Below are 23,535 nucleotides of genomic sequence, written 5' to 3' on the forward strand. Positions count from 1 at the left end.
GCGTGTTCGAGCCCATCGCGATCGTCGGCCGCGGGTGCGTCCTCCCGGGCGCGCTCCACCCCGCGGCCCTCTGGGACAACGTGCTCGCCGGCCGGGACCTCCTGTCCGCCGCGCCCGACGGCCGCTGGCGCCTCTCGCGCGAGCGCGCGCTCGCGCAGGAGGGGCCTTCCGCGCGCGGCGCGCGCGACGTGCGCGACGCGAAGGACCGCGCGTGGAGCGACCGCGGCGGCTACGTCACCGGGTTCGACGAGCACTTCCGCCGCGTGCTCGCGAGCGACCCGTTCCCGCGGCGGGGCGGGACGCCCGAGTCGCTGCTCGCGCTCGACCCGCTCTTCCAGTGGGTGCTCCACGCGGGCCGCGAGGCGCTGCGCGAGGCGGGCCACGAGGGCCGGTCCGACCGCGCGGGCGCGGTGCTCGGGAACCTCTCGTTCCCGTCGTCGGCCATGTCGGCGTGGGTCGAGTCGACGTGGCTCGGCGATCTCGCCGGCGTCCCGCGCCCCGATCCGCGCAACCGGTTCATGTCGGGGCTGCCCGCCCACCTGCTGGCCGACGTGCTCGGCCTCGGGGCCGGGGCGTTCGCGCTCGACGCCGCGTGCGCGTCGTCGCTGTACGCGATCGCGCTCGCCTGCGAGCGGCTGCAGGATCGCGAGGCCGACCGGATGCTCGCGGGCGCGGTGTGCCGCTCGGACGACCTCTTCATGCACATCGGGTTCTGCGCGCTGTCGGCCATGAGCCGCACCGGGCAGAGCCGCCCGTTCTCGTCGGAGGCCGACGGCCTGGTCCCGGCGGAGGGCGCGGCGTTCGTTGTCCTGGAGCGCCTGTCGGACGCGGAGGCCGCGGGCAGGCCGATCCTCGGCGTGATCCGCGGGATCGGCCTGTCGAACGACGGCCGCGGCCGCGGCCTCCTGGCGCCCTCCGTCGAGGGCCAGCTGCGCGCGATGCGGGCCGCGTACGCCATGGCGGGCCTCGATCCCCGCGAGGTGTCGCTGCTCGAGTGCCACGCGACGGGCACGCCCCTCGGCGACGCGACCGAGATCGCGACCCTCAAGGAGGTGTTCGGCTCCCGCGAGGTCCCGCTCGGCTCGCTCAAGTCGAACCTCGGTCACCTCGTCACGACGGCCGGCGCGGCCGGGCTCCTCAAGCTGCTCGGCGCCATGGCGGCCGGCGTCCGCCCGCCGACGCTGCACGCCGATCCGCTGAGCGAGGCGGTGGCCTCGAGCCCCTTCCGGGTGCTGCAGCGCGCCGAGCCGTGGGAGGGGCGGCGGCTCGCGGGCCTGTCGGCGTTCGGGTTCGGCGGGAACAATGCCCACCTCCTCGTGGAGGCGTACGAGCCGTCCTCGCCGAGGGGCCGCGCGGCCCGCGCCGCGCCGCAGGCCGCCGCGGCGGCCTCGCGCCCTGTCGACGCCGGGCGCCCCGCGCCGGCAGGCCACCTGGCCGTGGTGGCCATGGGCCTGTGCGTCGGTGAGCTCAGCGGCGTCCGGGCCTTCGCGGAGCCGCTCCTCTCGGGCCGCGGCGCGGATCCCCGCCGGGCGGCGGTCGCGCTGCCCGCGGATCGGCTCCGGTTTCCGCCGCGCGATCTGCAGCAGGCGCTCGCCCAGCAGACGCTGCTGCTCGAGGCGGCGATCGAGGCCACCGAGGGGCTCGCGCTGCCGCGCGATCGCACCGCCGTGCTGATCGGCATGGGCGCCGACACCGAGGTGTGCCGGTACATGACGCGCTGGCGGCTCGCCGAGACGGCGCCGGCGCGGCTCGGTCCGTCGGTCGACGTCGGCGCGCTCCAGGACGCGATCATCCCTGCGCTGCAGGCGGCGGGCGTCGTCGGGAACATGCCCAACATCCCGGCGAACCGGCTGAACAGCCAGCTCGACGTCGGTGGACCGTCGTTCACGATCGCGGCCGAGGAGCTGTCCGGCCCCTGGGCGCTGCGCGTCGCGTCCCGCGCCCTGCGCGCCGGCGCGGTGGACGCGGCGATCGTCGGCGCGGTGGATCTCTCGTGCGAGCCCGCCCACGCGGCTGCGCTCGAGGCGCTCGGCGTCCGCCTGCCCCCCGGCGACGCCGCCGTGGTGCTCGTGCTCGAGCGCCTCGACGACGCCGTCCGGGAGCGGCACCCGGTCCTGGCCGTTGTCGTGGACGAGCCGGCCGACCCTGGCCTCGTGCTGTCGTCCACGGATCTCGCGCCGCGGTTCGGCCACGCGCACGCGGCCTCGGGCCTGCTGCACGTGGCCGCCGCGGTGCTCGCCTGCCGTCACGGCCGCAAGCCCGACGGGGCGCCGTGGTCCGACGAGATCCGGGTCGCCGAGGTCCGCTGCGCCGGCCTCGGCGGCGGCTCGCTGTCGGTCCGCATCGGGGCCGGCGGCCCCGCCGCGCCGCTCCCGCCGCCGCGATCGGCGGAGGGGCCGACGCTGACGCTCCCCGCCCACCCGCCGGCGATCGTCGTGCCCGGCGCGGCCTCCTGTTCATCCCCCGGAGACTCCATGGAACCTGCGCCGCCTCTGCCGTCCGCTCTCGACGACCTGCCGCCGCTGTACCCCGGGCCCACGGGGTTCTCTGCCGCCGACGCGGATCGGGCGCCGTCCTGGGACGAGCCGCCGCCGGTCGGGCCGGCGGTCGTCACGGCCGTCGCCGCGAGCCTCGCAGAGGAGCCGCCGCCGGTCGGACCGGCCGTCGTCGCGGCCGCTGCCGTGGACATCCCGGGCGACGTGATCGCCGGCGCCGCGGCGTTCACCGTGCAGCTGGCGCAGATCCACAAGGAGTGGGCGGAGCAGCAGGCCCAGGTCCACCGCCGGTTCCTTCAGATGCGGCAGCGCGCGCTGGACTCGCTCGTGCAGGCGTCGTCGGGCGCGGCCGCGGTGGTGGTCGAGACCCCCTTGGCGCAGGTGCCCCACGCCGCGCCGGTCCGTATCGAGGGGCCGCGCCTGGTCGATGCGCCGCGCCTGGTCGATGCGCCGCCGCTCGCCCGCGCCGAGGCGCCGCAGCTCGCTCGCGCCGAGTCGCCGCGTGTCGTTGAACCGCCGCGCGTCGTCGAGGCGCCGCGCCTCTCCGCCGCGCCGCCCCCTGCGCCGCGTCCCTCCGCCCAGCCGGTGCTCTCCGCGGCGCCTTCCGTCGCGCCCCGCGGCCCCCGGTTCAGCCGCGAGCAGCTCGAGCACCTCGCCTCGGGGCGGATCTCCGACGTGTTCGGCCCGCTCTTCGCCCGGCAGGACGCCTATCGCCGCCAGGTGCGCATGCCCATGCCGCCGCTGCTGCTCGCCGATCGGGTCACCGGGATCGACGCCGAGCCCGGCTCGATGAAGCTCGGCACGATGTGGACCGAGACCGACGTGCGGTGGGATTCCTGGTACCTGCACGACGGCGCGATGCCGGCCGGCGTCATGATCGAGAGCGGCCAGGCCGACCTGCTGCTCATCAGCTGGCTCGGCGCGGACTTCGAGAACAAGGGCGAGCGCGTCTACCGCCTGCTCGGCTGCGAGCTCACCTTCTACGGCGGCCTGCCGCGCCCGGGCGACACGCTCGTCTACGACATCCACGTCGACGGGCACGCGAAGCACGGCGACGTCCGCCTGTTCTTCTTCCACTACGACTGCCGGATCGGCGGCGAGCTGCGCCTGAAGACGCGCAAGGGCCAGGCCGGCTTCTTCACCGACGAGGAGCTCGCGAGCTCCGGCGGCGTGCTCTGGGACGCGGACACCGCCGAGCCCGCGACGACCGCCCGCCTCGATCCGCCCCGGATCGCGTGCGGGAAGTCCGCGTTCGACCGGGCCGACCTGCTCGCGTTCGCGGCCGGCGACGGCGCGGCGGCGTTCGGCCCCGGCTTCGATCGGCTGAGCACCCACGTCAGGACGCCGCGGATCAGCGCCCCGCCCATGCTGTTCTTCGATCGCGTCGACGTGTTCGACCCGGCGGGCGGCCCGTGGAAGCGCGGCTATCTCCGGGCCACGCTGCCGATCACGAAGGACGGCTGGTACTTCGAGGGCCACTTCAAGGACGACCCCTGCATGCCGGGGACGCTCATGTTCGAGGGCTGCCTGCAGGCGCTCGCGTTCTACATGGCGGCCATGGGCTTCACGGTGGACGCGGACGGCTTCCGCTTCGAGCCCGTGCCGGAGATCCCGTACCTGCTCCGCTGCCGCGGCCAGGTGGTCCCGGCGAGCCGCGTGCTCACGTACGAGGTGTTCGTCGAGGAGGTCCACGACGGCCCGTGCCCGACGGTGTTCGCCGACTTCCTGTGCACGGTCGACGGCCTCAAGGCGTTCCACGCCCGCCGCGTGGGCCTGCGCCTCAGCCCCGACTGGCCGCTGACGAGCGCCCCCGAGCTGCTCGACGGCCACGTCGAGCCGGTGCCGGTCGCGCGCGTCCCCTGGTCCGAGACGGGCGCGCCGCCGCCGGACGGCGCCTCTGCAGACGCCGGTGGCTTCCCGTTCGATTACCGGAGCCTGCTCTCGTGCGCCTGGGGCAGGCCGTCGGACGCGTTCGGCCCGCTCTACCGCAGGTTCGACGGGGGCCAGCACGTCGCCCGGCTCCCGGGGCCGCCGTACCACTTCATGAGCCGGGTCCTGTCGGTCTCGCGCCCCATGGCGGCGATGAAGGCCGGCGCCGAGGTCGAGGTCGAGTACGACGTCCCGGAGGACGCGTGGTACTTCGACGAGAACGCGAGCCTCACGATGCCGTTCGCGGTGGTGCTCGAGGCCGCGCTCCAGACGTGCGGCTGGCTCGCGAGCTACGCCGGCTGCGCGCTCTCGACCGACGGCGCGCTGTACTTCCGCAACCTCGACGGCAAGGGCACGCTGCACGCCGAGGTCCTGCCGGCGCCGGCCGGCGGCGCCCTGCGCACCCGATCGCGGCTCACGAACATGTCCCGGTCGGGCGGCATGATCATCCTGTCGTTCCGGGTCGAGTGCAGCCTCGGCGGCGCGCGGGTGTACGACCTCGACACGGTGTTCGGCTTCTTCCCGAAGGCCGCGCTCGCGACGCAGATCGGGATCCCGCCGAGGCCCGAGGAGGTCGCCGCGCTCGATGAGCCGTCCGATTTCGAGGTCGATCTCCGCGAGCGCCCCGCGCGGTACTGCGGCGGCAAGCTCGGGCTCGCGCGGCCGTCGCTGCTGATGATCGACCGGATCGACGGCCTGTGGCAGGCCGGCGGCCGGAAGGGGCTCGGCCGGCTCCGCGCGCGGCGGGACGTGCACGCGTCGGAGTGGTTCTTCAAGGCTCATTTCCTGGGCGATCCCGTGCAGCCGGGCTCGCTCGGCATCGAGGCGATGCTGCAGACGATCCAGTTCTGGATGCTGCACCAGGACCTCCACGCGGGCCTCCGCGACCCGCGGTTCGAGCCCGTGATGACGGGGCACGAGCACTCCTGGCGGTACCGGGGCCAGGTGCTGCCGGCCAGCCGGCGGGTGACGGTCGACACCGACATCCTCGAGGTCGGCCGCGACGATCGCGGGCCCTACGTCATCGCCGAGTCCTACCTCTGGGTGGACAGCCTGCGCATCTACGGCGCGACGCTCGGCGTGCGGATCGTCGACGGCGCCTCGCCGCGGGCGCGGCGCGACGTCGGCTTCGACCCGCGCGCGAGCGCGCGCCGCCTCGCCTCGCTCCCGGGCGCCGTGGGCGGGAGCCCGCGCCTGCGCCCGCAGGAGCAGCCCGCGGCGAAGGCCGCGCCGGCGCCGGCGCTCGACGACGTCGAGGAGGTGCTGGACCCGGACGGGTGGGTCGCGGACCACCGCCCCACGTGGACGGTTCCGGCGCTCCCCGGGATGAGCATGGTCGACCGGCTGGCCGGCGCCGCGTTGCGGGCGCGCCCGGGGAGCGTGGTCGTGGCCGTGGAGGACGTGGTGGTGCAGCGCTGGCTGCCCGTGCCGGGGCCGGTGCGCGTGAAGGCCGAGGCGACCGGATCCGGCGACGTCCTCGACGTCCGGCTGCTCGCGTGGCGCGAGGCATCGAACCCGGCGCTCTCGCGGTTCGAGCCCGTGTGCACCGGCCGCGTGCGGGTGGCCCGTGACTACCCGCCCGCCCCGGCGCCGGAGCCGGCGCTCGACGCGCCGGAGGCGGACGATCCGTACGCCGCGGGGACGCTGTTCCACGGCCCTGCGTTCCAGTACCTGACCGCGCTCCGCCTCGGCGCGCGCGGGTCATCGGCGGTGCTGGACCCCCGGAGGGGCTCGGTGCCCGCTGGGACGCTGCACCAGGGCATGCTCGACGCGCTGACCCATACCATCCCGCACGACCGGCTGTCGCTGTGGGATCCGGGGTGCCCGCCCGCCCAGATCGCGTTCCCGTCGCGCATCCCGTCGCTCCGCCTGTACGGGCCGGCGCCCGAGTCGCCGGTGCGCGTGGAGGTGCGTTACGAGGGCCGTGACGATCGCTTCGTCTCGTTCCGGGTGCAGGCCATCGCGCAGGCCGGGGTCGAGGCGGGAGAGCGCGTCTGGCTGGAGCTCCGGCTGGTCGAGGTGCTGCTCCCGCAGGGGCCGATCGGCGGCGCGCCTCCCGGGATCCGCCGGGCGTTCCTGCGCGATCGCGCGCCGGTCGACCTCGCTGTCTCGCGCGTCGACGCGGCGTCGGGCGAGGCGCGCTGCAGCCCCGCCGACGTGCGCACGATGGACTGGATGCCCGGCACCGTGGCGCAGCTCTACGCCGCGTCGGGCGACCTCGTCGAGGCGGCGGCGGTGAAGGATCACGTCGCGCGGCGCGCGGGCGTGCACCCGTCGACCGTGTCGCTCGCCGGCGTCTCCTCGGCGCAGCCGCTCACGCGCTGGCCGTTCACCGTGGCGCGCGAGGGCTCCGAGGTCGTGGTCCGCGACGCGGGCCCGCCCGTGATCGACATCGCGCCTGTCCGCCGCTACTGGGGCGCGGCCATGGGCATCGGCCGGTGGCCGGCGGAGGACCTGTACTTCGGGCTCATCGAGCGGTTCATCCGCCGGGTGCACGTCGTCGATCCCGAGGCGTTCCGCGCCGTGAAGGGCCGGAGCCTGCTCTACCTCGGCAACCACCAGGTCGGCGTGGAGTCGCTGCTGTTCGGCATCGCCGTGTCCGGCCTGACGGAGGTCTCGACGGTGACGCTGGCCAAGGCCGAGCACCGGACGACGTGGCTCGGCACGATGCTCGCGCACTGCTTCGCGTACCCAGGCGCGCGCGATCCGAAGGTGATCACGTACTTCGATCGCGAGGACAAGGCGTCGCTCGGGAGCATCATCGCCGAGCTCGGGGCCGAGATGCAGGGGGCCGGCAAGGGCGTGATGGTGCACGTCGAGGGCACGCGGTCGCTCGAGTGCCGCACGCCGGTGCGCAAGATGAGCGGCTCGTTCATCGACATGGCGCTCGCGGTGGGCGTCCCGGTGGTGCCGGTGCGCTTCTCCGGCGCGCTGCCGCCGGAGCCGCTCGAGCGGCGGCTCGAATTCCCGCTCGGCATGGGCGTGCAGGACATCTGGATCGGCCGCCCGCTGCTGCCCGAGGAGCTCGCGGGGCTGACCTACAAGGATCGCAAGGACCTCGTGATCAGCGGCATCAACGGGCTCGGCCCGAGCAACACGGAGGAGCAGCCGTTCCCCGGGGATCCCGCGTTCGCGGCGTCGGTGGACGCGTGGGTGGACGAGGCGGGCGTCGCGCACGAGGACGCGACGGTCTTCCGGGTGCTGCAGGCGTGCGCCGATCCGACGCCGGAGACGGCGGCGATCCTGGAGGCCGCGCGCACGGGGCGGCTCGTCGCGCCCGACGCGCGGCGGGCGGACTGGCTGCGGAAGCTCGCCGCACGGCTCCTCGGGAGGCGGCTCGGGGGGTGAGCCTAGACTACAGCCGTACCTGGTCCGAGGTGCGGCTGTAGGCATCAAAATCGTCGAGAAATCCCTGTCCGTCCGCCCGCCTACAGCCGCAGATGGGCCGCAAGTATGGCTGTAGTACTAGGTGGCTCTCATCGCGGCCATCCCTGCGAGCGCGCGACAGCGCGGATTGCTTCGGCGAGCTCCGCTTCGAAGCGCTGGAAAGCCGGCAGTGCTCGCAGCGCCTCGAGGCTGACCTCTTTGCCGAACAAGTCGAAGAGGCGCTGGGGGTTTCGCCGCATTCCTCCTTCTTTCAGGAGCCGCCTCAGCGTCTGCTTGGGATCGTCCTCGCGTTCTGGCTCGGCGGGAAGCGCTGATCGCGCTCCGTTACCGAGCCAGGGCCGGAAGACCTCGGCATCGACCAGCATCCATGCCTCGGTCTCGTGCACTGGAACGCAAGGGACCGCCACGAGGTTCGGAAACGCGCACCGAGCGGCGGCTATTCCCGGGTCGATGCAGCGCCGTCGCGCAGATCTGGGATCGCCTGCGCCGTCGGCATGGATGACGAACAGCGTGCATTCTGCCCAGCGGTCGGCGATGGCGGCTGCGATTCGCTCGGCGCGCTCGCCTGGGGCCGGGTGCGGCGCATCGATCCCCAGGCTGTCCGCGACATCGCAGGCGCCGGGAAATAGCGACCGGGCGAGCGTGGACAGCAATCGATCGAGGAGCGGCAAGAGAAAGTCGTAGTCACTCGGACCTTCCGCATAGAGTCCTGCGCGGAGGTAGAGCCGCCTTCTGCTCATTCGGCAGCCTCGCTGGCTGCCGCCTGGAGGAGCGCGTCGACCTCACGCAGCGACACGACGTGCGCGCCGTCGCCCGGCGCGTTCAGCTGCCCCACCGTGCGCGCGCGCGTTACGAGCTGGCCGTCGCGTCGCACGAGGTCCATGAAGCGCAGATGCTCGGGTCTGTCCCGGAACGCGGCGAGGACGACAGGCGAGTGGCTGGTGAGGAGGAGCTGCGTCGCGGGTTGAGCTGAGTCAGGAGAGGCTTCGTCTCCTGGAGTCGTTATCTCACGTAACAGCGAGAGCAGCGTGCGCAGGCGGCCTGGGTAAATGCCGTTCTCAGGCTCCTCTACACCAACGATGGATGGACGAGGCTCGACGCGGAGCGCTGTGAGCAACGCCAGGCCGCGCAGCGTGCCATCAGAGGCGAGGCGAGCCGGGAGGCGCTCGCCGCCGGAGAGCTTGAACTCGATGCGCAGGTCGTCGTCGTCGGGTACGACATTGAAGCCGGCGAGCCCCGGGATGAGTGAGACCAGATCCGCGCGGATCTCTCCGAGCGTCGGTGCCGGCAGATCGGCAAGGATGGTGGGGAGGTTCGATGCGTCGGGAGCGAGCGCGATCGAGTCGGTGCGCTCGCTCGAGTCGCGCAGGCGCGCGGGGTCGAGCTGGAGGAGGCTGAAACGGGAGAGCTCGTCGGTGATGATGTTGATGACCGCCCTCCATCCCCTCTCCGAGTTTGTGTTCCGGAAGTCGGCGTACTCCTCGAAGAGGGCAGCGCGTTCAGCGGTCAATTCCTTCGGGAAGTCGAGGTTGATGTGGTAGGTTCCAGATCCTGTCTTGAGCGCCGCGAGCGCGGCGTGTGTTCGTGGACAGCGATAGTTCAGTCCCGCCCAGCTCTCGTATTCGGGCGCGATGAGCACGCGCCGCTCGCGTCCGTCTTCGTCCTCGTGGCGCAGGATGATCTCTCGTCGAGGCGGTCCGTCCTTGTCGGCGAGCGCGCGAAGGCATTCTCCGGAGACCACGAGCTCCTCGACGCCTGACGGACGCGCCCGACGCTCGATGACGAGCTCGTACCGATAACGGACCGGCAGCGGTGGCTCACCGTCTTGAAACGGCGCTGGCGTGCTTCGCAGCGACACCTCGACTGCGAGCCGGATCGTCTTCCCCGCCTCTCCCCCCGAGCGGCTGAACTGATCGATGACCCGCCCCCGTCCGAGCTTGAACGCCTCCTCGAGCGGCATGGATGCGAGCCGCCCCAGCAGTCCGATCGCCTCCAGCAGGTTTGACTTTCCCGCTCCGTTCGGCCCGACGAACACCGTCAGTGGCTCCAGATCGACCATGAAATCCCGCAGCGACTTGAAGCCGTCGATCTCGAACCGCGTGATCATGCCTCGACCCTACCATGTCCGCGCTGCCGTGCGGCTTGCCGGCCCGCCCCTATGCGCCGTCACGCGCAGCCCGGACGCTCGTCGCTCCGCGGCCCTGCCGGCTCGACGCCGCGGCCCCTCACCACCTGATCGCCGCCGGCTCCGCGACCCAGTTCAGGCTCCCCCCGTTGTAGTCCGGCTCCGGCCGCGTCAGCGCGTACGTCAGCACCACGCCTCCCGTCACCACCGCCGCCGCGCCCGTCCAGAACCACCACCGCGTCCACAGCGACGGCCGCACCGGGATCAGCTTGGCCGTCAGATCCGCCCGCTGCCCCGCGTGCAGATCCAGCGTCGCCGCGTACGTCTCGAACCCGTCTCGCACCACCTCGATCCTGTACTTCCCCGGCGGCCGCTCGAGGTCGATGGGCGCGAGCCCGGCCTCGCGGCCGTCCACGCGCACGAGCGCCTGCGCCGGCTCCGCGCGCACGGCCACGCGCGCGGGGAGGATGTCGAGGTGCAGATCGAGCGTGGCCTTCTCCCCTGGCCTGTAGGTCTTCTGGACGAAGGCATCCTGGCGCCCTGGCCGCGCCGCGCGGAAGAGGTGGACCCCGGGATCGAGCTCCACGGTGAAGGTCTTCTCCACCGGCGCCGCCGCGCGCTCGGCGGACCCGGGGAGCGTCACGAACACCCGGGTCCCATCGTCGGTCGCCGGCCGGAGCGCGCGCCCGTCGACGGTCAGCGGGGTGCCCGGGGGATCCAGCGTGACCGCCACCCGGACCACGAGCTGATCCAGCTCGGCGACGAACGCCCTCGCGTCGTCGATCTGCGCGGCCGCCAGGCCCTCGGTGGCCGCGAGCACGCGGCGGAAGGTGCGGCGCGCGGCGACGTAGCGGCCCAGGGCGCGCTCGCAGAAGCCGATGTTGTACTGGACGATGGGCGCGTCCCGCGCCGCCGCCGCCTCCTCGAAGGCGGCGAGCGCCTCGCCCCATTGAGCGTCCTTCGATCGCTGCACGCCGAGCAGGAACGCCGCCCTGCCGCGCGCGGTGCGCTCATCGACCGCCGGCGCCTCTGCCGCCTCCGGGGCCGGTGCCTCGGCGCGCGCGCGCCCGGCCGTCGAGAGATCGACCGCCGCCACGACCAGGCCACCCAGGATCCATCGTGTCCGCATCGTACCCCTCGTCCCTGGCCGTCTCCTCAGTCCGTCCCGGCGCAAGCGATCTCGCAGTGGGCGAGCGCGCAATCGAGCCCGGCCTCGTGGGGGGCCACCGCGTCCGGGAACATGGCGTCACACTCCATGAGACAGGCCTGGTCCGCGACGTCGCACGGGACCTTGCAGTTGTCCAGCAACGCACACTCGATCTCGTGCTGGCAAGCCGCCATCTCATCGGCGCAGTGCAGGTTCTGGCACTTGACGCAGGGGTCCAGCGGCTCGTTGCCGCAAGCGTCGTCGTCGAAGCAGAAGTACTGCATACACGCCATCCGGTGGCTGTAGGCGGCGTAGCCGGCGGCGTGCGCCTGGTAACACGCGCTCTCGCAGGGCGAGAATGCCGCGTCATCCGGGTCCTCGGCGCACGCCTTGACGCACGTGACCAGGTCCTGGCAATCCTGGTCGTCTTTGCAAGCCTGGTAGGTCTCGCAGCAGCGCTCGTCCTCGCACTTGTAACAGGTGTTCGGATCCGCCGACGGCGAGCACGTCTGGTTGAAATCCGGATCTGTCGGGGCGGGGATCTGACCGCAACCGGCGCACGCCGCGCCCGGGCCGGCGAGGCGGCAGTCGATGAAGGCCTGCTTCGCGCTCTGGCCAAGAGAGCCGGTGACGGGCGGGCACGCCTGCTCGCACGCGATGTCCGCGTCTCCGCTCGGGCCCAGCGGACAAGCGTCGAGGCAGTCGAGGTAGGCGGCGCAGCCCGGGTCGGCCGCGCAGGCGTTCACCTGGGACAAGCACGCTGTCTGCTCCACGCACGTTCCGCACGCGCTCGCGCCGTACGTGGCATCACCGCCACCGCCGCTGCCGCCGCCGGCGCCCGATCCCGTGCTCGCCGCCGCCCCCGGATCTCCGGAGGAGGAATCTCCGTCGCACGCGGGGGAGAGCGCCGCCGCGATGGCTACGGAGAGCGCGGCGAGCACTGGCCGGGTGACCCACGACATACAATCTCCTCGCGAGCGGCAGAGCGATGTTCGGGTGATTCGGGTAACGAGTGATTCGGGTGACGGGTGATTCGGATGAAGAAGCGAAAGAACCCTCTTGGCCTCGCCCCTCCTCGATGATAGCGAGGAGACTACCCCTGGGTCCTGTCGGGCGGCAACGAGAAAGGCGAAAGGCGGCAGGTGGTCGAACCGACACGCGCGCTCTCGATCCTCGTCGTGCTCGCTGCGGCGGGGCTCTCCGGCGCCTGCGGCCAGCGAGAGCGACCGCAGCTCCTCGTCGTCGTGGACACCGACGCGCCGGTCGCCGCGCAGCTCCTGGCAGACCCCTCCATCTCGCCGGAGGCGGTCATCGACACGGTGCGCATCGACGGGTTCGACGGCGCGTGGCGCCCCGGCTGCATCGATGACGTCGACTGCACGGCGAACTTCGTCCTGCCGGACCCTTCGTCCTGGCCGTTCTCCTTCGGGGTGGCCGCGCCGGAGGAGGGGAGCGCCGCGCTCCGCCTGCGCATCCGGGCGTTCCGCGGCGCCGTCGCGACGCGGGGGAAGGACTCCATCGAGGGGAGGGGGTTCTCGACCATCGATCCTCCGCCAGAGGTCGCCATCGACCGGCTGATCGAGGTCGCGCTCCCCGCGTCCGGCGTGGTGACGGTGCAACTCACGCTCTCGGCCGACTGCCTGGGCGTGCCCGCGTCGCTGCGCAAGCCGCCGCACACATGCATCGATGCCTCCAGGCGGACGGCGGCCCCATCGGAGGGGGTCCTCGTCGGATCAGGGGCAGAGAGGGGCGCGACGCGCGCCGGCACGTGGTCGCGCGCGCGGGAGGTCCCCTGCGGCGCCGCGCCCGAGGGCGCCGATGCCATCTGCATCCCCGGCGGATTCAGCGTCATCGGCCAGGCCGAGCTCGCTGGCGTCGACGAGCAGAGCTACGTCTCGGTCGTGCCGCCGCGGCCGGTGCATGTGGGCCCGTTCTTCATGGACAGGACGGAGTTCACGGTCGGCCGTCTCCGTGCGCTGCTGAACGAGGGGCTCCTCCACGCCGAGGCCGATGACCTCGTCGGGCCTGATCCGAGCAGGGCGGGGCTCGCGGACTGCCGCTGGCTGGGCGCCGCCGACGGAGCGAACGATGGATATCCCCTCAACTGCATCTCGTGGCGCCTTGCCCGGGAGGCGTGCAGAGCGAGCGGCGGTGATCTGCCGACGGAGGCGCAGTGGGAGCACGCCGCGCGGGGTCGAGGGCAGGGGCGAATCTATCCCTGGGGTGACGCGTCTCCCGCGTGCTGCACGGCGAGCGCCGGGCGCGGGACGCTGTGCCCTGGCGATCCGGGGCCGGAGGAGGTCGGCTCGCATCGGCCCTCGGCGACGTGCGGTGGCCTGGGCGACAGCTCCAGGGATGGCGTCCTGGATCTCGGCGGGAGCCTGAGCGAGCTGTGCGCCGACAAGCTGGTTCCGTACGGAGAGGGCTGCTGGAGCGCGCCCGGGATCTTCGTCGAGCCCCGCTGCGACGATGACGGCATCAACGCGCACGCCTCCCGCGGTGGAGACTGGGCCAGCGGCCCCGCGAACACCAGGCCCGCGTTCCGGAGAGGCGATGTCCTGGACTCGCTCCACGGCTTCCGGTGCGTCTACGCGGGAGGTGCGCCGTGATGGCTCGTGGCCTGTCGGCGGCGCTCGCGGCCGCCGGGTTTCTGCTCTCGGCGTGCGAGCCCGAGCCTCGCCAGTGGCTCGTCAGCGTCTCCACGGACGCCCCGGCGCCCAGGTTCGGTGATCACCTGCTGCTCGAGGTGATGGGCGAGGGCGCCATCTGCACCGGGTGCATGCGGCTCATCGGGGTGGATGGGCCGGACAGCCTGCCCGTCAGCTTCGGCGTGGTCCCGCGGGAGGAAGGCGCCGCCGTGCGGGTCCGCGCGCGGCTCTACCGGGCCGAGCAGGCGGGCCCCGACGGCCTCCCCGGCGGTCCGGCGCTGATCGACGCCGTGGCCAGGCTCCCGCCGCTCGATGGCGAGACACACGTGGCCCTCGATCTGTCCATGCGCTGCTTCGGCGTCCCGAGCCTCCCCGAGCAGCGCGCGACCTGCGACCCGGAGGCGGGCGCGCTCGCGCCGGAGCCGGTGCTCCCGCTGCTGTCCGAGGTCGAGGCCCGGCCCGAGCCCGGCTCCTGGCCCAGCGCGGCCCCGGTACCCTGCCAGGGGCCGGCGCCGGCGGGGATGGTGTGTGTGCCCGGCGGGGTCTTCCTTCTCGGGACGCCGCGACCCGGTTACACCATCGACCTCGACGAGCTGAGCCAGCCCGAGCGCCTCGTGCGGCTTGGGGCGTTCGCCATCGACGCGGACGAGGTGACCGTGGGCATGGTCCGGGAGCTCGTGGCGACAGGGCAGATCCGGTCAGAGCCGGTGGCCAGGGACCTCGATGCGCCGGGGTCGGACCTGGGCGCTTGCACGTACCTCGGCGCGTCCGACGGCGCGAACGACGCGCTGCCCGTCAACTGCGTCACCCACGCGCTCGCGGAAGAGGCCTGTTCCGCGCGGGGATTGCGGCTCCCCACCGAGGCGGAATGGGAGGTCGCGGCCGGCAACCTCGATGACGAGACCGCCTATCCCTGGGGCAACGGCGGCGATCTCTGCGCGATGGCGCTCCTCGGCAGGGGCCGGGGCAGCGGGGAGGCCGACCAGGGCGTGTTCGAGAACTCCGGCTGTCGCCCGCTCGACGCGCCGGTGCCCTGGGGGCCTGTCGCCGGAGGCGCCCCGAGCGACGTGACCGCCCTTGGCATCCGGAACCTCGCCGGGAACATGTCCGAGTGGGTGGCCGACACCTTCGCTCCCTACGCCGCGCCTTGCTGGCAGTCGGGCGGGCCGCTCCTCGTCGATCCGGTGTGTCGCGAGCCGGCCCCCGGCGCGGCGCTGGGCTTCTCTTATCGCGGGAGCTCCTGGTCGGGTTACAAGCTGGGGGCCCGGGCCACGGCGCGAAGCCATGAGAGGGCGTCGGCGTTCAACCCGGCCACCGGCTTCCGCTGCGCGCGGCCGATGTGACCGCGCTGCCGCGGATCGGGGCCGGCCGGCGACCGCGAACCGCTGCGTCCGGCCGGGAACCACGGTACGCTGCCGCTCGTGTCGGACGACCTCCAGGGCTCCCTCCCGGCCGGCAAGATCATCGCCGGGCGCTTCCGGATCGAGCGCCTCATCGGCCGCGGCGGGATGGGCGAGGTGTACGCGGCCAGGAACGTCGGCACAGGGCGCGACGTCGCGCTCAAGATGATCCGCGGCGTCGCCGACGCCGCGCAGACCCGGCGCTTCCTGCGCGAGGCCAAGGCGGCGACCGCGATCCAGCACCCGAACGTGATCGAGGTGCTCGACGTCTTCGAGGAGGACCACACGCCCGTGATGGTCATGGAGCTGCTCCGCGGCGAGCCGCTCTCCGGGCTGCGCAAGCGCAGGGGCGCCCTGCAGCTGTTCGAGGCGGCGCGCCTCCTCGTGCCGGTCGCCTCCGCGCTCCGCGCCGCGCACGAGAAGGGGATCGTGCACCGCGACCTCAAGCCGGACAACATCTTCCTCTCGGAGCCGCAGGCCGGCGGGTGCGTGCCCAAGGTGCTCGACTTCGGGATCGCCAAGGTGCTCGACCCGACCTCCATCAGCTCGGAGACGCAGGGAGGCAACACAAGCACCGGCTCGATCCTCGGGACGCCTCATTACATGTCGTTCGAGCAGGCGATGAGCGAGAAGGACATCGATCATCGCGCGGACATCTGGGCGATGGGCGTCATCCTCTTCGAGGCGCTCACCGGCCGGAGGCCGCTCGAGTTCGAGAACCTCGGCGAGATGTACACGGCGTTCCTGCAGCGCGAGGTGCCGTCGATCCGCTCGGCGGTGCCCGACCTGCCCGCGGACGTCGCCGGGGTGCTCGACCGCTGCCTGCAAAAGCGGCGCGAGGATCGGCTCGACGATCTGGGGCCGCTCGTCGAGGTCCTCGGCCGCTACACCGATCCCACGTCGGCGGGCGCGCTCGCGGGAGGCAAGGTCGTGGGCGCGCTCGCGCCGCTCGCCGCGCCTCCGAGCTCGGGAGACGTCGCGGCGCCTCCGGCCCTCGCGGCCCCCGGCGGGCGCGCGCGATCGCTGAAGAGGGCGTTCGCGGTCGCGGCGCTCCTCGTGGTGGCCTTCGTGGCGGCCTTCGCTGCGCGCCGCCTCCCGCCGCCGGAAGGGCCTGCCGCTCCGGTCCTCGCCTCGGCGGAAGAAGCGGTGATGAAGCCGCCGCCCGCGGCGGTCGCGGTGCCTCCAGCATCCATGTCGAGCTCGCCCGCCCCGCCGCTTCCCGCTCGGGACGAGCCTGCGGTCGCAGGCGTCGCGCCGTCCGCTGCGCCGTCGTCCAGGCGGCCCTCACCGAGCGCGCTCGCTGCCACGCTGAAGGCGCCGGCGACGCCGGCGACGCCGGCGACATCGGCGACACCGCCGCCGCCGTCGGCGCCGACGACGCAAGCGCGGGGGATCGTCGACCAACTCCCGTACTGACGGCGAGCGCGGCCCGCGTTACCCTGCTCCCGCGCCATGGAAGGACAACGTATCGCCGGGAAGTACCGTCTTGCCCGGCTCCTCGGCAGGGGCGGGATGGGCTCGGTGTGGCTGGCAGAGCACCTGTCGCTGCGCACGCCGGTGGCCATCAAGCTCATCGACGTCGAGGCCGCGAAGAACGCGACCGCCCGGGCGCGCTTCGACCGTGAGGCGCAGATCGCCGCGCGGATCCGCAGCGCCCATGTGGTCAAGGTGCTCGACCATGGCCTCACCGACGATGGATTACCGTACATCGCGATGGAGTGTCTGGCAGGCGAGAGCCTGCGCGATCGCCTCTCCGCGCGCCGGCGCCTGACGCCGGCGGAGACGGCGAAGATCGTCTCTCACGTCTGCCGCGCCCTCTCGCGCGCCCACGAGGCCGGGCTCGTCCATCGCGACATCAAGCCGGAGAACCTCTTTATCGCGCGCGAGGATGATGGGGAGATCGTCAAGATCCTCGACTTCGGTGTGGCGAAGGTGACAGACGCGCTCGCCATCACCGGCATGGATCCCACGCGCACGGGGGCGCTCCTCGGGACGCCCTACTACATGAGCCCGGAGCAGGCGAGAGGCCTGAAGAGCGTCGATCACCGGTCCGATCTGTGGTCCCTGGGCGTCGTGGTCTACGAGTGTCTCACGGGGGAACGTCCATTCACCGCCCCGGCGCTCGGGCCGCTCATCGCCAAGATCCTGGGCGCGCCCCCGCCCGCGCTGACCGCGGCGGCGCCGGGCGCTGGCATCCCGGTGGAGGTCGAGGCCTGGATGCGGAAGGCGCTCGCCGTCGAGCCGGACGCGCGCTTCGCCTCGGCCCGGGAGCTCTCCGAGGCGTTCATGGTGGCGTCGGGCGTCGCCGACTCGATGGATCGCGGCTCCTCCGCGGGCCTCCCGGACGGCAAGCCGCCCTCGGCCGTGCGCCCTCCTGCCGGGATGTGGGAGACGGCCGACACGGTGGCCTTGCCCTCGAGCGACGGCCAGGCGCCGGTCGCCGCTGCGCCGCAGCCCCCGGTCGTCCCCCTGTCGTCGGCGACGGGGCCGGGCGCGGCCGCGGCCGCGCGCCCTGTTGCGCCCGCGCGCGGCCTCGTCTGGGCGGTCGTTCTGCTGGCGGTCGCGCTGCTCGCGGTGAGCGGCGTCCTCGCCGCGACGCTCCTGCGCTGACGGCGGTCCGCTGGACGCGGAGCGGCGTGCGACGGCGCGCCGTGCGTCAGCGGCCAGCGTGGCCCGTGGTGTGTGGTGCGCTGCCTTCGTGCTTGATCGCCCGGCGATACGGGAGATACCCTGCGCGCATGCGCCGCCTGGTCCCGTGCGTCCTCCTTCTCTCGTCCTTCGCCCTTGCGTCGGGTTGCGCGACCTACACGCAGGATCTCGATCGCGCCCGCAGCCACTACGAGGCGAACCGGTTCGAGCAGGCGCTGGCGCTGTTCCGGGTGCTCGAGCACGATCAGGACTCGTTCTCGGTCCCGGAGCGGGCGCAGTACGCCTACCTCCGGGGCATGACGGACTACCGCCTGGCCGACCTCGCGCCGCAGGGCACCGGCGTCGCCGATCCGCGCAAGGGCTACCGCGACAACGCGCGCCACTGGCTCGGGCTCGCCGCGGCGACCGAGAAGCAGGCCCCCGGCGGCATCACCAGCGAGCAGAAGAACCGCCTGACCGAGACCCTCGCGGACCTCAACCGCGACGTGTACGGCGGCGCCGAGGCGCTGCCGGAGGGGGGCGCCGCGCCGCAGACCGACGCTCCCGCCTCGCCCGAGGAGCCGCCGTCGGCGTCGGAGCCGTCGGCGCCCACGCTCTGACCGCCGCGCGCTGACGTCCCCGCTCGTCGCGCCTCGCGGGCATCGACTCGGGTGCGAGTATCGCATTGCGTGCGCGTGTCCCCGACCGCCGTCACGTTCGCCGTGGCGATCGGGCGCGCGCGTCCCAGCAGCGCGCAGATCCGTGCGGCGCGCGCAGCGCGCGAGCGGCCCATTGCGTGGGCGCTCGGGATGTCTGGAATAGAACGGAAAGGGGCGGGGGTGCGCCGTGTGTGGCGCAGGATCGAGGGGCGGCGAGGGGTCGTTCGCTACGACAACCGCCGGCGCAGGGATTCGATCTCGTCCTTCGCGGCGAGCTTACGCTTCTTGAGCTGGGCAGCTTCCATTCTCTCCCCCGGTGTCAGGAACGCCCGTCGACCCAGCTGCCTGAGGCGTGAGTCGAGCTCGCGGTGACGCGCTTCCGCCATGCTCAGCCGCTGCTCCGGGCCGATTCCAGTCACCGCGCGAGGAGAGATGATCTGATGCTTCATGTGCCCACCTCCAAGGCCCCACAACGGGGCCGTGATGCCTTCGAGGGCCCACAACAGAAGCCCTCGTTCCGATCGTCGCTGGAGAGGAGAACGCCGCCGACCGAGCTACACGCCGAGACAGCGGCCTGATGAACGAATGCGAGATTACCGCAACATGGCGGATCCATGCAGGCTTTTTGTCGGGCGAGGCCATTCTGCAATTTCACAGAGCAGCCGTTGTAGTCAGGGATTGCCCTACGGCGTACAGCAATCCACCGGTGTCCCGGACGGCCGGGCCGGACTCTCCGTCCATGCACGTTGCGGAACAACCTCGAGCGTGGGGCTATTCTTCCCCGGCAATGTCGAGTTCCAGCGCCACCTCGGTCGCCCTTCTGGCCCTTGCGGTCGTCCTGGGCGGATGCACTTCGGAGGCCAACGTGCCGGCGCCGGCGCGATCGCCGCAGCCGGCCTCGGCGCGCGCGCCGGTCGAGCTCGCGCCGGTCGTCGTGTCGCCTTACTCGGACGCCGAGCTCGCGGCGGAGTTCGAGCGGGCGCGCGCGCTGCTCCTGGCCGACAAGGCGCGTGAGGCGGCGCCCCTGTTCGAGCGGCTCGCCCGCCTCGCGCCGGGCGGCGAGGTCGCGCCCCCGAGCCTGTTCAACGCCGGGCTGGCGCACGAGGCGCTCGGCGACCGCGCGCTCGCGGCCGAGCGCTACCGCGAGGTCGCGCAGCGCTTCCCGGACCACGCGGTCGCGCGCGGCGCGCTCTTCCGGCTCTCGCGCGCGGCGGCCGCCCTCGAGCGGTGGCCCGAGCTCGTCGAGGTCTCGCGGCGCCTGCTCCGCCTCGGCGATCTGAGCGTGCTGGAGGCGATCGAGGCGCGCGGCGCGCTCGCGCTCGGCCTGGTCGAGCAGGATCTCGTGGAGGAGGCGGCGCGTCAGGTGGCGCTCGCGCGCGATCTCATCGAGGAGCACCGGCTGGGCGAGTCCGGCAAGCCGCCGATCGAGCTTGCGCAGGTGAGCTTCGCGCTCGGCGAGGTGCGGCGGCGCCGGAGCGAGGCGATCACCTTCGTCCCGGTGCCGGCGAGCTTCGTCGACGCGCTCGAGCGCCGCTGCCAGGGGCTGCTCGACGCGCAGAGCGCCTACACCGAGGCCATGCGCAGCCTCGACGCCCACTGGTCGGCGATGGCGGGTTACCGCATCGGGCAGCTCTACAAGGAGCTCCACCGCGACGTGATGCAGGTCCCGCCGCCGCGGAGCGCCGGCACCCCGAGGGAGAGGCAGCTGTTCGAGGGGGCGATGCGCCTGCGCTACCGCGTGCTCCTGGAGAAGGGTCAGAAGATGCTCGCCGGCACCGTGCGCCTCGGCGACCGCACCGGCGAGTCGTCGGCGTGGGTCCTCCGCGCCCGCGACGCGCAGCGCGAGATAGAGCTCGCGCTCGCCGACGAGCAGGCGGCCCTCGCGAGGCTCCCGTTCACCGAGGCCGAGCTCCTCGCCGCGCTCGACGCCCTGAAGACGGCGGCGCCGAAGCGGCCGTGAGCCCCGCGCGGGCGGCTGGGGCGGGGCCCGCGCGGCTCAGTTCAGCGTCGGCGCGCACCCGAAGAGCACGTCGAGCTCCGCGCGCACCTCGCGTTGCACCGTCGTGCAGGACGCGGGGCAGAGGATGATCTTCTTCGGGAGCACATCGTCGTCGTAATACCACCCCGGCCCCGTGCCGCAGTCCGCCGCGTCGTCCGCCTTCGGGACCTCCAGCGGGCTCGCGCCCTCGGGCGCGAACCTGACCGCGACCCGGGTCGTGTCGAGGACCGCGCCTGCGGGCGGCGCGGGGATGAGGAGCTCGCACGGGAGCGCCGACGCGCGGATCTCGGCCATCTTCGCCGAGAACGCCGTGATGTCCGCCGTGACGTCGAACGCGCGGGTCGTCCCGCCGGCGGCGGCGATCTGGTCCAGGTTGGTGAGCGTCGAGCCCTGCACAGCGACGACGTAGGTCTGGACGCCGTTGTAGCGGAGGGCCCTCTGCGCCATCTCCGCGGTGCTCGCGACGGTGTTTCCGGAGCAGCCCGAGGGATCGCCGTCGGTCGCGAGCACGACGATCACCTTGTGGGAAGGGTTCGCGTCCTTGTAGGCGGTCGCGTTCGTGAGCACCCCCTGGAGCGCCGGGCGCATGGGCGTCCCGCCGCCCGGCGACGTGCTCTGGATCGAGGCGGTGAGCTCCGGCGTGTTCACCGGCAGCTCGCCGATAGCGACAGCGAGCTCGTCGTAGCTCGTGTGGTTGCAGTCGCTCTGCCCATTGCTGCTCCGCGGGAAGTAGGTCAGCCCCACGTTCATCCCGGCCGAGGCGGCGTCGGTCACGAACGCCGAGAGCGCGTTCGTGACGCCGACCCATTTCGAGCCGAGCATGCTGCCGGATCGGTCGAGCAGGATGAGCATATCGAGCGGCACGAGCGTGGCCTCCGCGCTCGCCTGGGCGCAGGAGGACCCCTCCCCGAGGCCGCCCTCGCCGGCGCCGCCGAGCCCTCCCCCCTCGCCGAGCGACGTGTCTCCGCTCGCGCTGCTCACGCCGAAGGAGCCGCCGCCGCTGGCGGCGCCGTCCGGCGGGGGGATCGTCGCGGGCTTCTCGTCCTCGGTGGCCGCGCAGCCGCCCGACTGCGCCGCGATCCCGGCGGCGACGAGGAAAGGGGCAAACACGAAATGACGTCGGAAGGACATCTCTGCGCTCCTCTGAAAATGGGCGCGACGTGGCTCGCTGCCGCGGGGCTCCACGCGCGAAGTGGTCTGTCTATCGAGGGGTGGCCGAGCTCCGAGACGATCTCGTCAGTGTATGTAGTTCTCGATCGAGGCGCGATAGGGGCTCTCCGGTTTGTAAGCCCCGCTCGTGTCGTGCTGTCGTTGCTCTCTCTTCTTTCGTCGCTTGTCGCGGCTCTCGTCGCTTGTCGCAGCTCTCGTCGCTTGTCGCAGCTCTCGTTGCTCTCGTGGCCTCGCGCGCGCGCCCGCGCGGCTGGGCTCGGCGTCTTTGCTCGTCGCTGAGCGCGCCGACCGTTCCGGGTGCTCGCGCGCCGGAACATCATGTTTCCTTGCGCAGCCGCGAAGGACGCGTAATTCCCACGAGGTGCGTCACGCTTGCTGGAAAGAGGCGAACATGACTAGGTGGATTCCATGGGTACTTTCCGCTGTCGCCCTGACGGATCTCGGCTGTTCGACTGCGACATCCGCGGGCAGCTCGGGCCCGGCGGGGGCCGGCGGCGCCGCTGGGGCGGCTGTCTCGAGCGGAGGGGGAGGCGCAGGCGGGGACGGCGCGCCGTGCCGGATCGACTGCTCGCTCGTCCCGACCTCGCAATGTGTCATGGCCGTCTGCAACGAGGCGACGCGCGATTGCGAGCTCGTCCCCAGCGCGGGTGGGGAGCCCTGTGACGACAGGGACGCCTGCACGGTCGGCGAGAGGTGCGAGGAGGGTGTCTGTCAGGGCGGGGCCCAGGAGGACTGCGGCCTCGCGCCGGACGCCTGTCACGTGGTCACGTGCGTCGACGCGGGCGGCGCGCCTCGCTGCGGGGTGGAGCCGAGGGAGAACGGGGCCCCGTGCGCGACGGAAGACCGCTGTCTCCTCGACGCGGCGTGCCTGGACGGCGCCTGCGTCGGGACGCCGCGGGACTGCTTCTTCTTCCACGTGCCGGACTCCTGTCATGTCGGTGCGTGCGACCCGGCCACCGGTGCGTGCGAGGCGGTTCCGGGGAACGAGGGGGCGCCGTGCGCGGACTCCGGCGATCTCTGCATGGTCGGCAAGACCTGCCAGACCGGCCGCTGCGAGGGGGGCGTCCCGAAGGACTGCAGCGCGCTGAGCGTCGGGTGCAACGATGGCGCCTGTGATCCGGGCTCTGGCAATTGCTATGCTGAGCCGATCGGACCGGGAGGCGCCTGCCTCTCTGGGACCGACGAGTGCAATCGTGGCGTCTGTGACGAGAGCGGCGCCTGTATTTCCATCCCCACCCCAGGGGAGTCGTGCCTCTCGCAGGCCGTCGGTTGCACGCGCGGCGTCTGCAGCGAGGCCGGGGTGTGCACGGCGCGCCCGGTTCCCGACGGCGGGGTCTGCGTCGACAGCGACTCGTGCACCGTGGGGGAGTCCTGCCTGGCCGGCGTCTGTCAGGGCGGCGCCGCCGCGGCGGCGCCGGTGGTCTATTTCCGGGATACGTTCGAGAGCGACGGGGCCGGGTGGGAGCTCGGTCCGACCTGGCAGATCGGCGCGGCGAAGGCGTCAATCGGGCAGACCTACGGGCACGCCGATCCGGCGCTCGATCACACGGCGACGTCGGACAACGGGGTGGCCGGCGTGGTCATCGGAGGGAACGCGCCCCTCGGGGTCCACCCGTACTTCTACCTGACGAGCCCGGTCGTCAACGCCGATGTCGCGGGCGGCGTGTACCTGACGTTCTGGCGTCTCCTGAACAGCGATGAGACGCCTCACATGACGAACCGCGTCGAGGTCTATGACGGCGTCCGCTGGAAGGTGCTCTTCGAGTCGGGGGCGTACCCCGGCATCCGCGACTCGGCCTGGACGAAGGTCGTCCATGACCTGACGCCCTACAAGAACGCCAGCCTGCGCGTCCGCTTCGGCTACGAGATCGGGCGGGAAGCCTTCGTCGATACCGTGTCGAGCTGGAACATCGATGATGTGGAGATCGCGAACGCGGCTTGCCCGTAG

General features: G+C 72.8%; 14 protein-coding genes. 8 read left to right on the forward strand and 6 right to left on the reverse strand.

Annotated features, from left to right (window positions below):
* Nucleotides 1-2: 2 nt before the first annotated feature.
* Complete coding sequence (locus WMF34_RS04390; RefSeq protein ID WP_437992504.1) at nt 3-7,772, forward strand: beta-ketoacyl synthase N-terminal-like domain-containing protein; 7,770 nt, start codon at nt 3-5, stop codon at nt 7,770-7,772.
* Between the two features lie 128 nt (nt 7,773-7,900).
* On the opposite strand, the gene WMF34_RS04395 is transcribed toward WMF34_RS04390, so the two are convergent.
* The 4 genes from WMF34_RS04395 to WMF34_RS04410 all read right to left on the reverse strand — a co-directional run bounded on the left by WMF34_RS04395 (nt 7,901) and on the right by WMF34_RS04410 (nt 12,045).
* The gene (locus tag WMF34_RS04395) at nt 7,901-8,551 is read right to left on the reverse strand and encodes a DUF4276 family protein (RefSeq protein WP_012233456.1); all 651 of its coding nucleotides are present in this window, start codon (nt 8,549-8,551) and stop codon (nt 7,901-7,903) included.
* On the reverse strand, nt 8,548-9,918 hold the full coding sequence (locus WMF34_RS04400) for an AAA family ATPase (protein WP_012233457.1): 1,371 nt from the start codon (nt 9,916-9,918) through the stop codon (nt 8,548-8,550). Before WMF34_RS04400 ends, WMF34_RS04395 begins: the two co-directional genes overlap by 4 nt.
* Nucleotides 9,919-10,036: 118 nt before the next feature.
* Entirely contained in the window at nt 10,037-11,065 is a 1,029-nt protein-coding gene (locus WMF34_RS04405) for a PEGA domain-containing protein (protein WP_012233458.1), read from the reverse strand.
* Nucleotides 11,066-11,091: 26 nt separating this feature from the next.
* A complete protein-coding gene (locus tag WMF34_RS04410) occupies nt 11,092-12,045 on the reverse strand; it encodes a hypothetical protein (RefSeq protein WP_012233459.1) in 954 nt (317 codons plus the stop codon).
* A 180-nt stretch (nt 12,046-12,225) separates the two neighbouring features.
* On the opposite strand from WMF34_RS04410, the gene WMF34_RS04415 reads away from it, so the two are divergent.
* The 5 genes from WMF34_RS04415 (at nt 12,226) to WMF34_RS04435 (ending at nt 18,379) form a co-directional block, all read left to right on the forward strand.
* On the forward strand, nt 12,226-13,692 hold the full coding sequence (locus tag WMF34_RS04415; protein WP_012233460.1) for a formylglycine-generating enzyme family protein: 1,467 nt from the start codon (nt 12,226-12,228) through the stop codon (nt 13,690-13,692).
* Complete coding sequence (locus WMF34_RS04420) at nt 13,692-15,074, forward strand: formylglycine-generating enzyme family protein (protein ID WP_012233461.1); 1,383 nt, start codon at nt 13,692-13,694, stop codon at nt 15,072-15,074. Before WMF34_RS04415 ends, WMF34_RS04420 begins: the two co-directional genes overlap by 1 nt.
* A 78-nt stretch (nt 15,075-15,152) precedes the next feature.
* Complete coding sequence (locus WMF34_RS04425; protein WP_437992505.1) at nt 15,153-16,547, forward strand: serine/threonine-protein kinase; 1,395 nt, start codon at nt 15,153-15,155, stop codon at nt 16,545-16,547.
* Nucleotides 16,548-16,583: 36 nt separating this feature from the next.
* The gene (locus WMF34_RS04430) at nt 16,584-17,741 is read left to right on the forward strand and encodes a serine/threonine-protein kinase (protein ID WP_437992506.1); all 1,158 of its coding nucleotides are present in this window, start codon (nt 16,584-16,586) and stop codon (nt 17,739-17,741) included.
* Between the two features lie 128 nt (nt 17,742-17,869).
* Nucleotides 17,870-18,379 carry a hypothetical protein gene (locus WMF34_RS04435; protein WP_157906443.1) on the forward strand — a complete coding sequence of 170 codons (510 nt, stop codon included), beginning with the start codon at nt 17,870-17,872 and terminating at the stop codon, nt 18,377-18,379.
* Nucleotides 18,380-18,645: 266 nt separating this feature from the next.
* On the opposite strand, the gene WMF34_RS04440 is transcribed toward WMF34_RS04435, so the two are convergent.
* Complete coding sequence (locus tag WMF34_RS04440; protein WP_157906444.1) at nt 18,646-18,867, reverse strand: YdcH family protein; 222 nt, start codon at nt 18,865-18,867, stop codon at nt 18,646-18,648.
* Between the two features lie 338 nt (nt 18,868-19,205).
* Here WMF34_RS04440 and WMF34_RS04445 point away from each other — a divergent pair, with 338 nt between their 5' ends.
* Nucleotides 19,206-20,378, forward strand: a complete 1,173-nt coding sequence (locus WMF34_RS04445; protein WP_437992507.1) for a tetratricopeptide repeat protein — start codon at nt 19,206-19,208, stop codon at nt 20,376-20,378.
* 36 nt (nt 20,379-20,414) lie between these two features.
* On the opposite strand, the gene WMF34_RS04450 is transcribed toward WMF34_RS04445, so the two are convergent.
* Nucleotides 20,415-21,548 (reverse strand): vWA domain-containing protein, encoded by a 1,134-nt coding sequence (locus WMF34_RS04450; RefSeq protein WP_437992508.1) that lies wholly within the window; start codon nt 21,546-21,548, stop codon nt 20,415-20,417.
* 634 nt (nt 21,549-22,182) lie between these two features.
* On the opposite strand from WMF34_RS04450, the gene WMF34_RS04455 reads away from it, so the two are divergent.
* The gene (locus tag WMF34_RS04455) at nt 22,183-23,535 is read left to right on the forward strand and encodes a hypothetical protein (RefSeq protein WP_049876161.1); all 1,353 of its coding nucleotides are present in this window, start codon (nt 22,183-22,185) and stop codon (nt 23,533-23,535) included.

Origin of the sequence: Sorangium sp. So ce145, assembly GCF_051525985.1 — a bacterium.
GTDB lineage: Bacteria > Myxococcota_A > Polyangia > Polyangiales > Polyangiaceae > Sorangium > Sorangium cellulosum_B.

Coding starts and splice junctions, on each gene's coding strand:
- WMF34_RS04420 (WP_012233461.1), top strand. CDS start 13,692: ATGGCTCGTGGCCTGTCGGCGGCGCTCGCGGCCGCCGGGTTTCTGCTC.
- WMF34_RS04450 (WP_437992508.1), bottom strand. CDS start 21,548: ATGTCCTTCCGACGTCATTTCGTGTTTGCCCCTTTCCTCGTCGCCGCC.
- WMF34_RS04440 (WP_157906444.1), bottom strand. CDS start 18,867: ATGAAGCATCAGATCATCTCTCCTCGCGCGGTGACTGGAATCGGCCCG.
- WMF34_RS04400 (WP_012233457.1), bottom strand. CDS start 9,918: ATGATCACGCGGTTCGAGATCGACGGCTTCAAGTCGCTGCGGGATTTC.
- WMF34_RS04445 (WP_437992507.1), top strand. CDS start 19,206: ATGTCGAGTTCCAGCGCCACCTCGGTCGCCCTTCTGGCCCTTGCGGTC.
- WMF34_RS04405 (WP_012233458.1), bottom strand. CDS start 11,065: ATGCGGACACGATGGATCCTGGGTGGCCTGGTCGTGGCGGCGGTCGAT.
- WMF34_RS04395 (WP_012233456.1), bottom strand. CDS start 8,551: ATGAGCAGAAGGCGGCTCTACCTCCGCGCAGGACTCTATGCGGAAGGT.
- WMF34_RS04455 (WP_049876161.1), top strand. CDS start 22,183: ATGGCCGTCTGCAACGAGGCGACGCGCGATTGCGAGCTCGTCCCCAGC.
- WMF34_RS04430 (WP_437992506.1), top strand. CDS start 16,584: ATGGAAGGACAACGTATCGCCGGGAAGTACCGTCTTGCCCGGCTCCTC.
- WMF34_RS04410 (WP_012233459.1), bottom strand. CDS start 12,045: ATGTCGTGGGTCACCCGGCCAGTGCTCGCCGCGCTCTCCGTAGCCATC.
- WMF34_RS04435 (WP_157906443.1), top strand. CDS start 17,870: ATGCGCCGCCTGGTCCCGTGCGTCCTCCTTCTCTCGTCCTTCGCCCTT.